At 34.3% G+C, this 12,700-nt stretch carries 12 protein-coding genes and 1 pseudogene; 8 read left to right on the forward strand and 5 right to left on the reverse strand.

Going from position 1 to position 12,700, the window contains the following annotated elements:
• The 4 genes from FLACOL7796_RS00720 to FLACOL7796_RS00735 all read right to left on the reverse strand — a co-directional run bounded on the left by FLACOL7796_RS00720 (position 1) and on the right by FLACOL7796_RS00735 (position 5,352).
• Positions 1-711, reverse strand: coding sequence for an MgtC/SapB family protein (locus tag FLACOL7796_RS00720; RefSeq protein ID WP_232067257.1), 711 nt, complete (start codon positions 709-711; stop codon positions 1-3).
• Positions 712-1,243: 532 nt separating this feature from the next.
• Positions 1,244-2,611, reverse strand: a complete 1,368-nt coding sequence (locus tag FLACOL7796_RS00725) for an ATP-binding protein (protein WP_173968812.1) — start codon at positions 2,609-2,611, stop codon at positions 1,244-1,246.
• Positions 2,608-3,291 (reverse strand): response regulator transcription factor, encoded by a 684-nt coding sequence (locus FLACOL7796_RS00730; protein ID WP_173968814.1) that lies wholly within the window; start codon positions 3,289-3,291, stop codon positions 2,608-2,610. Before FLACOL7796_RS00730 ends, FLACOL7796_RS00725 begins: the two co-directional genes overlap by 4 nt.
• A gap of 753 nt (positions 3,292-4,044) precedes the next feature.
• Positions 4,045-5,352 (reverse strand): O-acetylhomoserine aminocarboxypropyltransferase/cysteine synthase family protein, encoded by a 1,308-nt coding sequence (locus tag FLACOL7796_RS00735; RefSeq protein WP_173968816.1) that lies wholly within the window; start codon positions 5,350-5,352, stop codon positions 4,045-4,047.
• A gap of 356 nt (positions 5,353-5,708) precedes the next feature.
• On the opposite strand from FLACOL7796_RS00735, the gene FLACOL7796_RS24860 reads away from it, so the two are divergent.
• From FLACOL7796_RS24860 to FLACOL7796_RS24840, 4 genes and pseudogenes are all read left to right on the forward strand, one after another.
• On the forward strand, positions 5,709-6,026 hold the full coding sequence (locus FLACOL7796_RS24860) for a DDE-type integrase/transposase/recombinase (protein WP_394367901.1): 318 nt from the start codon (positions 5,709-5,711) through the stop codon (positions 6,024-6,026).
• Between the two features lie 391 nt (positions 6,027-6,417).
• On the forward strand, positions 6,418-6,843 hold the full coding sequence (locus tag FLACOL7796_RS00745) for a response regulator (protein ID WP_173968819.1): 426 nt from the start codon (positions 6,418-6,420) through the stop codon (positions 6,841-6,843).
• Between the two features lie 43 nt (positions 6,844-6,886).
• Positions 6,887-7,135 (forward strand): hypothetical protein, encoded by a 249-nt coding sequence (locus FLACOL7796_RS00750; protein ID WP_173968821.1) that lies wholly within the window; start codon positions 6,887-6,889, stop codon positions 7,133-7,135.
• 104 nt (positions 7,136-7,239) lie between these two features.
• Positions 7,240-7,431: pseudogene (locus FLACOL7796_RS24840) on the forward strand (cold-shock protein).
• Here the strand turns inward: FLACOL7796_RS24840 and FLACOL7796_RS00760 are convergent.
• Positions 7,432-7,959: a hypothetical protein gene (locus FLACOL7796_RS00760; protein WP_173968825.1), complete on the reverse strand. Its 528-nt coding sequence runs from the start codon at positions 7,957-7,959 to the stop codon at positions 7,432-7,434.
• A gap of 564 nt (positions 7,960-8,523) precedes the next feature.
• Between FLACOL7796_RS00760 and FLACOL7796_RS00765 the strand changes: the two genes are divergently transcribed.
• The 4 genes from FLACOL7796_RS00765 (at position 8,524) to FLACOL7796_RS24865 (ending at position 12,488) form a co-directional block, all read left to right on the forward strand.
• Complete coding sequence (locus FLACOL7796_RS00765) at positions 8,524-8,733, forward strand: hypothetical protein (protein ID WP_173968827.1); 210 nt, start codon at positions 8,524-8,526, stop codon at positions 8,731-8,733.
• 84 nt (positions 8,734-8,817) lie between these two features.
• A complete protein-coding gene (locus FLACOL7796_RS00770; protein ID WP_232067258.1) occupies positions 8,818-10,617 on the forward strand; it encodes a T9SS type A sorting domain-containing protein in 1,800 nt (599 codons plus the stop codon).
• Positions 10,618-10,796: 179 nt separating this feature from the next.
• Positions 10,797-12,170: a hypothetical protein gene (locus FLACOL7796_RS00775; protein ID WP_232067259.1), complete on the forward strand. Its 1,374-nt coding sequence runs from the start codon at positions 10,797-10,799 to the stop codon at positions 12,168-12,170.
• 207 nt (positions 12,171-12,377) lie between these two features.
• A complete protein-coding gene (locus tag FLACOL7796_RS24865) occupies positions 12,378-12,488 on the forward strand; it encodes a DDE-type integrase/transposase/recombinase (RefSeq protein ID WP_173968829.1) in 111 nt (36 codons plus the stop codon).
• The last annotated feature ends 212 nt before the right edge of the window (positions 12,489-12,700 follow it).

Raw genomic sequence — 12,700 nt, forward strand, 5'->3', positions numbered from 1 at the left:
TTAAAGATCTGTTTGAGTTCCCATAATTTCCCAGCTCACTTTTGTAACTTTTTCTTCAATAGTTAATCGGCTGGCCATTTTTTCCATAAGACTGTCCTGCGATGTAATGGCTTTTATCTCTGCTGTTATGATTGCTATTGAGGGATCATCATTGTCATCGCTTGTCAGTGATTTTAAAAGCAGTGAATCTTCGTTGCCTAAATGCTGCATTAACATTATTCGCAGATGGTTTTCTACTTCTGTTTTACATTTTATGGTAAAGAGATAATCTGTTGGGATATTGAAGGATTTTAACGACTGTAATCGGTTTAGTGTTAAGCCTAGCGGGCGAAGCAGTACATGTGTAATCATTACCGCAGCGCTTACTATGATGGCTTCTCCGTACAAACCAATCCCTGTAAGAGATCCTACTGCTGCTGAACACCAAATGGTTGCGGCAGTATTTAATCCCTGAACGCTTAATCCGTCTTTCATGATAACTCCTGCTCCCAGAAAACCAATTCCGGAAACAATTTGTGCGGCCACTCTGCTTGGATCGGCTCCGTTACCCAATGAAACGGAAAGCAGAATAAAAGCAGTAGATCCAAGAGAAACAAGGGTGTTGGTACGCAGTCCGGCATTTTTCTGACGCCATTGTCTTTCGATTCCTATTGCTGCTCCTAAACTTGCTGCAAGTGCAATGCGGGTTGTAAATTCGTAAGTTGTAATCATGATAAACCTCCTTTTCTTCTAATCGGGTTTCAGTATTTTTGAAAACCGGGTAATTGTCTTTTTCGCTTTAATTTCTGATTATATAAAAACAACGGCGAGTACTGTTTCATAACCACGGTGCAAAATTAGACCAGCCTTAAAGAAAAGGCCATTAGAGATGTTTTAGAAAAAAATTAGAATTTCATTAGAAAGAAAATCAAGTCGTTTTTGTATCAGAAAAACAGGTTGAAAATGATAGTAAATGAGAGGTGAGAAAATAGAGGAAAGAGAATAGAGGAAAGAGAATAGAGGAAAGAGAATAGAGGAAAGAGAATAGAGGAAAGAGAATAGAGGAAAGAGAATAGAAGAAAGAGAATAGAGGGAAGAAAAGAAAGCTCCGGAGGAGCTAAATATTTATAGCACAATTTATTTTCATGCATAAAAGCTCCAGAGGAGCGGCATATTTTCGAATAATATATATCGCTCCTACGGAGCTTAAAATCACGGGGTGTATAATTTGCTATAAATATTATGCTCCGCTGGAGCATAGAAACTAAAGCGAATTGAACTGTACTGTAAAAGTTGTTCCTTCATTTTTCTTTGAAGAAACAGAAATAGTTCCTTTATGAAGCTGAATAATTTTCTTTGTTAACGAAAGTCCAATACCATTTCCGTCGGCGTGGGTTTTGTTTGAGCCTCTGTAAAATGGAGTGAAAATATGTTCTAATTCTTCGGTTGAAATTCCGATTCCGTTATCAGAAAAGTTAAGTTTGATTTTATTTTTTTCAAATGAAATGGAAACCAAACTCTGTTTATCATCAGAAAATTTACAGCCGTTTTCAAACAAATTAACAAATGCGACTTTTAGCAGATATTCGTTTGCATTGACCGAAATCTGATTGTCATCTTCAAAATCATTTTCAAAATGAATGGCAATATTGTAATTCGGATTTGATTTCTGAACCTGCTGGCGTGCATCTAGTAACACTTCGTCGATACGAACTTGTTTAAATGCAATTTCAGACGGATCGTAATTTGCTTTAGCCAGATCCAGTAAACTATTAGAGAGTTTTGCCAGTTTTTTGGCGTCCTGTAAAGTGTTTAGGATAACTGTTTTATATTCGTCAACATTACGTTCTTTATGAGTCGAAAGCTCGAGTTCAGCAATAATGGCGGAAAGAGGCGTTCGTAATTCGTGCGAAATATTAGAAACAAAATGTTTTTGCGAATCAAAAGAATTCTCGAGGCGGTTCAGCATTTCATTAAAAGTCGAGGCCAGTTCCGAGATTTCGTCTTTACTTTCGTTGGTGTCCAGTCTAAGATCAAGGTTTGTAGCCGAAATCATTTTTGCTTTATCGGTCATATTAACAATGGGTTCAAAGGCTTGTTTAGAGAAAAAACGACCCGCCATAAAAAGGACCAAAATAGAAATGATAAAGACAACAATACAAGTTTCAATAAGGTTGTAAATTTTCACATATCCAAAACCATCGTAGGCAGCGGCGGTAATAATATACTTTTTTCCTTCAAATTGATACGTGGTTCCTATAACCTGCCATTCTTTTTGATAGAATTGTATTTCGCCTTTTTTAGCGATTTCATCGATCATGGGTTTGGTTTCTTTTACCACATCTATATCAACAGCATCGTGGTATAAAAGTTTAAATGAAGGATTATAAATGGCAACTTCAACTTCATTTAGTGTTGCTCGGTTGTTTCTGTAGATGTCTTGCAGCGTTTTACTGTCTATTTCGGCATTTAAGATCAGATTTGCTTTGGTAATGGCTTCTTTTTTCAGTTGGGCATAAAACTCTCTTTCCCTGTTTTCTTTTGCAGAGTATATGATAATAGCAGCAAATACCAATAAAATAGTGGCAGTAACGAGGGTAAATAATATAGTCAGCCTGGTTCTGATTTTCATTCTGCTTTCAAAATAAATCCCATTCCTGAACGGGTATGGATGAGTTTTTTATCGTAATCCTTATCAATTTTCTTTCTCAGATAATTGATATAAACATCTATAAAATTTGTTCCGGTATCAAAAAGTGTATCCCATACTTTTTCGGCAATTTCTGTGCGCGATAAAACACGCTCCTGATTTTGGAGCATATATTCTAAAAGTTTGAATTCTTTGGGAGTAAGGTTTATTTCAACCTCATTTCGTTTGACACTTTTAGTCTGCAGATTCATTTCGAGATCATCGTATTTCAGAATAAATCCCGAGGTGTTGGCAGTACCGTTATTGCTTCGTTTTAGTAAAGCCCTGATACGAACGAGAAGTTCTCTCATTTCAAAAGGCTTGGTAAGATAATCATCGGCTCCGGCATCAAATCCTTCTACTTTATCATCTGTTGAGCCCAAGGCAGTCAGCATAATTATAGGCAGATCCGGTTTTATCTGGCGCAGTTCTTTGCATAAATCCAATCCGTCAAGCTTGGGTAAAATAATATCTGTAATAACCAGATCGTATTGATTATTAAGGGCCAGTTTTTTTCCCGAAAGACCGTCATAGGCAACCGTAGGAGAAAATCCATGTTCATGGAGTCCTCTTTGGATCAACTCGGCTACTCTTTGGTCGTCTTCTACTATTAAAATTTTCATCTCTACAAAGTTATAATATTGAATGTATATTATCAGGAGAAAATTAATTAATAATTGAGGGGGAAGAATTATGGACAACTTTTGAATTTTCATCTCTAAAATTTATCCATAAAAAAAGTCCTAATTTTCATTAGGACTTTTTTTGTGGGGAGAGCAGGATTCGAACTTTATGTGTTGAGATCCCGTCTTTGCTACGTTTTTATAAATGTCTGGAAACTAGTGCACCGATTCTGCACCCAAATTCAAATGTTACTTTTTCAATATTAAAAGATACTCAAAATTTTAAGTACTAACGAATTAATAGACAGTAGTATTATTCTTTTTGTTTTACAAATATATTATAAATATTTAAAATGAAGAGTTTCCGTGAATTTTGGCTTTTTTTTGTAGAATTTGAAAAAGTTTCCTTTTACTCCATCCGCAGAGAAAGAGGGATTCGAACTGTAAATCCAACAACTCCTTTATATAGTGCAATTCATAATATTTATACCAGTTTCAAAATCTAGTGCGCCACGATTCTGCCACGAAACTAAAAATATCAATTTATAACTATGACAATTTGTTTTAAATGAGTACTATAGTTCTATTTGAAATCAAATTTAAATAATTTTTTTGATAAAAGTATAAAATAAACTGCCTTAACTTTTTTGTGGTGAAAAAGGTATCTACTCCACTTTTCGGACAGCCTCTTTTTTACTTTCAAGAACATGCTATTTATAGTTATTCTCGATTTTTATCTATTCCTACTAGGGGTTATTTTATTTTATCAAAGGCCTGTTGAAGATCTGCTTTGATGTCATCAACATGTTCAATTCCAACAGATAAACGCAATAGCCCCACAAATACACCTGCTGCTTTTTGAGCTTCGGCACTTAACTGCTGATGTGTTGTGGCTGCAGGATGGATAATCAAGGATTTTGTATCACCTACATTGGCCAGATGACTGATTAGTTCCAAGCTGTCAATAAAGTCATCTGCTTTGGTTACATCACCCTTTATTTGAAATGATAGGACCGCACCATATCCCTTTTTAAAATATTTTTGGGCGTTGGCATAACTTGGCGAACTTTCAAGTCCCGGATAGTTTACTTTCTCGACCTGCGAGTGTCCCTCCAGCCATTTGGCAATTTCCAGTGTATTGTCTACATGGCGCTGAACACGAAGTGATAGTGTTTCTAAACCTTGTATCAATTGGAATGAGTTGAATGGGGAGATAGCGGGACCGAAATCACGAAGGCCTTCAACACGGGCACGGATAGCAAACTGAATATTACCAAAGGGGCTCTTCACACCAAATGCATCAGCAAAAACCAATCCATGGTAACCTTCTGAAGGCTCAGAGAATTGCTTGAATTTTCCATTGCCCCAATCATAAGTACCTCCATCAACAATAACACCACCTATACTTGTTCCATGACCTCCTATCCATTTTGTTGCAGATTCTACCACTATTGATGCACCATGATCTAGGGGTTTAAATAAATAACCACCCGCTCCAAATGTATTGTCTACAATCAGGGGCAGATCGTGTTTTTTTGCAACAGCTGCAATATTATCAAAGTCAGGAATATCATAACTTGGATTGCCAATTGTTTCCATATATAACGCTTTGGTATTTTCATTGATTAGTGATTCAAATGCTTCGGCTGTTGTCTCTTTTGTGAATTGAACTGTAACGCCGATTCTTTTGAAGGCTACCTTGAATTGGTTGTAAGTGCCGCCATATATATTACTACTTGAAATAAAGTTATCTCCGGCTTCTAAAATGTTGTTTAACGCAATAAATTGTGCCGCCTGACCAGAAGCAACAGCTAATCCTGCAATACCTCCCTCTAATGCCGCGACACGCTTCTCAAAAACATCAGTAGTTGGATTTTGAAGACGTGTGTAAATGTTTCCAAATTGTTTTAATGCAAACAGGTTAGCGCCATGCTCAGCATTTTCAAATACATACGAGCTTGTTTGATATATGGGAACTGCCCTTGATCCTGTTGTTGGATCAGCGACTTGTCCGGCATGAACTTGTAGTGTTTCGAATTTTAAATTTTTGGTTGTTGACATTGCATTTATAATTAAATAGTTAGAAAATTTGCATTGAAAAATAGGAGTGGAGCCTTATCACTTGGGGAGATGCTTGTAATTACTCAATAGGTAAAATGTATAATTAAAAAAAAAATAAAAGTGTTCCTTTCACGAGTTTTGAACTGGATTAAGAAATATTTTTTTATAATGTGGTAGGATCTACCTTTTTGTTTTGATGTAGTGATCATGTCGTTTTATTTATATTCTCCAAAACAATATTGGTTTTGGAAGGAATTGGCATCTTTTCAAATATATTTTGAAAGTTGACAGTGGGTCAATCAGCAAGTCTCTTGCAACTTCTTGTAAATCAAGACCTGATCAAAGGTATTGATTAGATGCAGTTCAAGTTGAACTCTTTTGTAAATATATATCTTGAAATTTATAAACCAAAATATTTTGAGTTGTTTATTTTAAAGGGTAAAGTAGGTAGAAGTTGGAGATTGGATAATACCTATATCAAAGTAAACGTTATTTGGTTTTATTTATACAGGGCTGTTGATAAATTAGACAATATAGTAGACTTTCTTTTGACCAGAAAAAGACATAGAACGAGCACTAAGTCATTTCTTTTTAAAGCAATTAGTAATAACAACAGGCCAAGAGTAATAAACATTGATAAAATTGGCTCTAATACTCCCGCTATCAAAGTCTAGAACAAGGGTTCGTTCTCAAAGATTAAAATCCGACAGTGTAAATTGAAGTTGTACATATGCTGGGGAAGAATCAGATGGTTAGATCAGGGATATCTATGTTTAAATCATTCTGTAAATTGGCGGACTAACTTTAAAATTTCTTAAAGTCTTATATTTAATTCTGACAGATGCGAGAGCACCTGATAAATCTAGTATAGCACTTTTTAATAAAAACAGGAATTTGTTAAAGTAAATTCTGAATATTAATTTATACAAGGGTAATGCCTTTCGAATGTGCTGTTTGTAAGAACTGTATTTAGCCTAAAGCTCCAAAGATTTTATTTGAAAAATTAGCATGATAAGGCTTTGGTTTTTGTATTGCTGATAGATTATATATTATTACTTTTGCATCATGAAAATTAAGGGAGAAATAATAGTGATAGAAGATGACCAGGATGATAGGGATTTTCTTATGGATATTTTTGAGAGTTTAAATTATCCCAATAAAATTGTCTTTTTTGAAGATCCTACTAAAGTTTTGGATTACTTGTCGGATGAAAAAGTAAAGCCTTTTATCATTATTTCCGATATCAATATGCCTAAATTAAGCGGCTTTGAATTAAGGAATATGGTACTCAAGGATAAGATAATAAGTGAAAAATGCCTGCCTTATATTTTTTTATCCACCTCACAGGATCCTGAAAATATAAAGCAAGCCTATGGCCTTTCCGTGCAGGGGTATTTTAAAAAGCAGGAAATTTTCTCAGAGTACAAAGAAATGATCAACAAGATAATTCAGTACTGGCAGGTGAGTCTTACACCGGTATTGCAGATGTAATTTTATCTCTGAAAGAATGAGTATGGATTTAAAAAAGTTTATAATGGAGAAAGCAGTACAATTAAAAGTGAGCAAGGACTTAGAGAGCCATCAGCAGTTAAAAATTATCAAATTAAAAGGAAGTTTAATAGCTAAAGGCTATACCGAAATCATACATATTCTGGATCAGGATGATGAGTTTCATATCAATTCTTTTGAGACGCCCGCTGCATATAGAAATGAAGTACATGATTTTATTTCTGCATTTATAAGTAAAGAAAACTTAGAAGATATCATTACGCTTTGCATATAGCCTCCCTGCAGAAGGCTTAGAAAAGTGTTGCTTTGTAAATAAAAACTCAATTTCAGTAAGTTCTCATTTATTAAAGCTAGATTTTAGCTCTTAAGTATATTAAAATGCAAGATGGTACAGTAAAATATTTCAATGAAGAAAAAGGATTCGGATTCATAAATTCAAAAAATGGGGGAAAAGAAGTTTTTGTTTATCCTTGAGGTCTATCAGAAAAAATGCGTGAAATCGATGAAGTACGATATGACGTGGAGGTGGGACATAAAGATATAAATGCAGTATACGTAGTGGTAGGATAATCATACTATAACAGTTAGCTTATAAGGTACCTGTTTGAACATTTGTCTTTTTGTTTTATATATATGGTGTAATACTGCATCTTCATCCACATTAATGTAGAGTGAAATGACCTTTGTATAAGTATTGTTTTGTATATAAATTCTAGTACGATAGCTGTAGGGCAGGGAATAAATCTTGGGATCCCTTATACTACTACTACTACTACTACTACTACTACTACTACTACTACTACTACTACTACTACTACTATTGACATAAATTATTACATCTGCTGTATTCAATATCTCTTTAGTAAGTTTTGGTACATTGCTATTTGAATAATAGCCTATTGTATCAATAGTCCCATTTCGCTTATAGATTGTATCAGGTTTAAATTTTACATCCAGCCATTCATAGTAAATTGCACTGCCAGAGCCGCTTTCACCTTTTGGATCTGCAGCTCCTGCAGCGTCCGTTGGCCCTTGAGGTCCTTGAGCTCCATCTGAGCCATCACTGCTGCAGGAAATTATAGTTATAGCAAAAGACACTATTGAGAGCAGCCACAGTGGGGTAAAGAGTTAACGTTTTTTTCATAGTTTGTGTTTGGTAAGAGTATCAAGCTTAATTGTTTAATGCTGGGTTTATATACTGTTATTTTACAGTATAATACAGCCTTTACTTTTAAAGGCTGTACAAATTAATTTTAAGCGGTTTAAATTAGAAATTATTCAAATTAAAAAATCAAGTTGAAATTTTAAATCATTGTGTAAATAGGAAGGCAAACTTTTAAATTACTAAAATTCTTATTTGATTCTGACTAATGCGACGCAACCAAATGGAGTCAGAAAGGAAAACTCTCCTAATTTTTACTCTACTTATTGTTTGAATATCCATTTTTTTTTAAGTTAATAGATGCGATAGAATAAAGAAATACTCATGTAGTTTTTTTTTTACAAGAAACAGTAATGTGTGAGTTTTTTTTGTATATTTGATTGAATAATAAGTCTTTATAGTATCTGATTATTACTGTAAACTTAGTATTTTTTTGTGTTTATTAGAAATGAAGTGGAAATATTTTATTACATAGATTTTTAACTATTAATAAAGAAAACATGAAAGTTAGAAAATTAAATTTAGTAGTATTAGTTCTTTTTATTGCTTTTAACAGTAATGCAGCTAATCCTCCTCCTCCTCAACCTGCATCTATTCCACCTCCTGTGGGGGCTGAATTACCTATAGATTCTAATATATCTGTATTGTTTTTAATTGGTACAGCATTTGGTTTATTTTTTATTTCACGAAGAATAAATCAAAAACAATAGCAAATAGTTTATAAAATTTCCGTGATCAAAATTACGTAAATTCAAATTTTCTTGAGTTGATTAATAATTGTAAGATTGAAAGTTATGAAGAAAACAATACTTATCTTTTCATTGCTCATTACTAACAAAAGCATTTCGCAAATTTATTTTAGTTCTAATGACTACATGTATGTAAAAAATGAAGTGCTGTATGTAAAGCAAGATATAAATTTGGCTTCTAACTCCAATTTATATTTAAGGAATAATGCGCAGCTAGTCCAAGGAACTATAGGTACTTCAAACAATACGGGTGCAGGTTTATTGTCTGTTTATCAGCAAGGTACTTCTGATAACTTTGAGTATAATTATTGGTGTTCTCCTGTTGGAAATGCTTCTGCTTCTTTAGGAAATGAAAACTTTGGTATTACGATGTTAAATCGTCCTACAACTTCCATTGCTTCAACGCCAATTACTGTTTTGCCAGCAAGCAATTACAATGGTACTGCAAGTCCGCTATCAATATCTTCAACTTGGATCTATAAATTAATTAACGCCAACAATTATTCGCAGTGGATTTATGTGGGAGGCACTAAAACATTGGTCCCAGGTGAAGGTTTTTCTATGAAAGGTACCAGCGGAACTGATGCAATAGATCCCGAGGGAACGGGTACAACCAATAATCCAGGAGCAGCACAAAGGTATGATTTTAGAGGAAAACCCAATGACGGTGATATAACTATTAGTTTAGGTATTAATAACGCAACCCTAACAGGGAATCCCTATCCCTCTGCCTTGCATTTAAATGCTTTTCTTTTAGATCCTTCCAACGCAGCAACTGGCGGAGTAGCTTATTTTTGGGAACAAGATAAAACTGTAAATTCACATTACCTCACAGATTATAAAGGAGGATATGGCAGCTATTCACCAGTAAGTTTAGTCTCAAATGGTGTATATGTTCCGGCAACTTTTAATTCTTATAACCCGGATGGTTCTGTAAATACTACAGGGGCCTCATCAGGACTTGTCATAGAGCGTAAGTATTCTCCTGTTGGTCAAGGTTTCGTAATTAGTGCTACAGCTACTGGAACCGCAACCTTTAAGAACATCCATAGGGCTTTTTATAAAGAGGGAACCGGTTTGTCAAAGTTTTACAAACACACCTCAAAAGAGAGCGTTTCAAAAAAAGGAGATTCTAAAGAAAGTAATGTAGAGCAGGTTTCACATTTTAAATTAAATGCAATAATCAACAATCAGTTTACAAGACAGTTGGCATTGGCTTTCGTGCCGGAAGCTACAGATGGTGTAGATTTTGGTATTGATGCTTTAAATATGGATCAGGCGCTACCTAACGATGTTGGTTTTTGGATAGAAAATGATAATTATGTGATTGAAGGGATCAATTTTGATGAAACCAAAAAGGTGCCATTGTCAGTAAAGGTTACAACAAGTACTACTTTTAAATTTAGTGTTCCTGAGGTAATAAATTTTAATGTAGCACAACCTATTTATATCTACGATAGGCTTGACCAATCTTATCATGAGATCAAGAATGGTCAATATGAGGTGACAGTTCCTCCTGGAGTATATTCTGATCGCTTTATGATTACATTTAAAAATCAAAATTCACTTGGAATCGACCAAAATATTACAACTCAATTTTTTATTTATCAGGACAATACCAATAGTAAGTTAGAGGTCGCAAATCCAAATATTTTAGTGCTAAAATCATTTAAATTGTATGATATGCTCGGTAAAGTTGTATTATATGAAAAAGATATGGGAGCTGAGCAAAATTACATTTTTTCAACCAGCAGTTTAAGCGCCGGCGTTTATATTTCTGAGTTACTAACTATTGATAATGAACGTTGGACTGAAAAAATTGTTATTTTAAATTCAGGTAAATAAAAGTTCGAAAAAAAACAAAATTTAAATATCATTTACTTAACTAAATATTAGAAATTATGATCAAAAAAATCACGCTCCAAGATCAAAAAAAGCTATTATTTCTATTTTTCTTTTTATTTACTTTAATAGGAAATGCACAGATCGGAATTGGGACAATAACTCCAGAGATAAGTTCCATTTTGGATATTACTTCGACTACAAAAGGATTATTAGCGCCTAGAATGACAACGGTTCAAAAAAATGCCATCACTTCTCCTGTCGATGGCTTAATAGTCTATGATACTGATCTGAAATTATTTTATTATTATTCAAGTGGTACTTCGACATGGATGCCAGTTCTGAGTAGTTCCTCAGGGCGTATAAATTTTAAACGTATAAAATCGACGGATGTTTTGGCTACTGTTTTAGCCACAGAACTTGCAGCGGGAGGCGGGGCTAAGTACGTTTTAAGCTCTAATACATTGTATGAAATAAACGGAACAGTTGTATTTAATTTTCCTATAGATTTAAATAATGCCTATTTGCAAGGAGTTGATAGCAACGATGATATCATAGTTAGAACATCTGGGAATATTTTTGAAGGATCAACCGGTGGTAGTATTAAAAATTTAACCCTTATTGCATCAGGAGGAAGTGTTTTTAATATTAACGCTGATGCAACCAAATACTTAACCTTTAGAGATTGTATTGTTGCCAATTCAAGTTCGGTCGGTACACTCTCAGGTTTTGGATTAATATTTAGCAGTATCGTGCAATTTACAGGAAATTCAACTGGCATAACTTATAACAATATTAATCAATTACTATTAAGCAATATGGGTTGGTTTGGCACCAATTTAGGCACTTACGAAAAATTTACAGGTACCTTTAGCCTTATTGAAAAACAAGGAGGTTTTAGTCAGGTTGACGGAAGTGCTATTGGTTTGGATGTCTCAACTGCAGGTTTAACAATAACTGGTGATGCTGTTTTGGAATCAGTAGTTTTTACAGGTACTAATACTGCTGGATATATAAAGCCATATACTGTAGGTACTTATACAGGCTATAATTTTAATAATAGTTGGACGGTGCGAGCTGCCGGTATACCTACCGAAGGTGATTCAAATGCTGCGGGAGATTTCTCTGTCGATTATCCAGTTGGGTCAGGTGCTTCAACTACTTTTAATAATTCCAATCCTAGTAATATTGTAAAGGTCAGCGGAAACTCAGTATCTACTAATTTATTTAGGTTTGCATTAGATGCAACACCTAATAATAACAATAGACTAAGGTATACTGGAAAAAAGAAAAGAATTTTCCAGGTATCAGGTTCTATATCCTTTCAGGTTCCCGCGCTAGGTACTTACATAATATACATTGCAAAGAATGGAACTGCATTGACGCAATTTAAAATTTATGGTAGAGGATTGGCTGTTAATGATATATTAGTTCTTCCAATAAATGCTTCTGTTGAGTTAGCTAGCAATGATTATATTGAGGTTTTCGCGCAGCGTTATACAGGAGGACTGACTGATGCTATAATTGTGCCTAATATGACAATTACCATTAGATAATTAAATTTAAATGTTAAGAAAGGTAGAAAAAAGACGCTTTAAAAAAGGTTTAAGTCCAACTTTAATTATCGTGATGTAAAAGAAATAATGATAATTAGGGGAGTGCTTTTGGATCATGCTACGATTCAGTGCTGGCTTTATAAGTTTACACCTTTGCTTGCCTCAGAGATGAAGCAGAGAAAAGCCACGGTGGGGATAAGCTAGAGATTGGATCAGACCTATATCAAAGTAAAAGATATTTGGTATTATTTATGTAGAGCAGTAGATAAATTAGGCAATACGGTAGACTTTCTTCTGACCAGAAAAAGAGAGAATTAGCGCTGAGTTATTTCGGATCAAACGCAAAGCTTGGGGATTAGGCAAAAAGATTAGATAATCTAAATAAGAAGAAATCTACTTTACGCACACCTCTAAATTGACTTCTAAACGCTTTTTGCAGTCCACTTAAAAAATGAAAATAATTCCTTGGATCAAAAGATCGAGTTTATTGAAAAAGTGTTCCAAATTGGACAGTTTACGCAGAAAATAAG

Origin of the sequence: Flavobacterium bizetiae (assembly GCF_902804475.1) — a bacterium.
GTDB lineage: Bacteria > Bacteroidota > Bacteroidia > Flavobacteriales > Flavobacteriaceae > Flavobacterium > Flavobacterium bizetiae.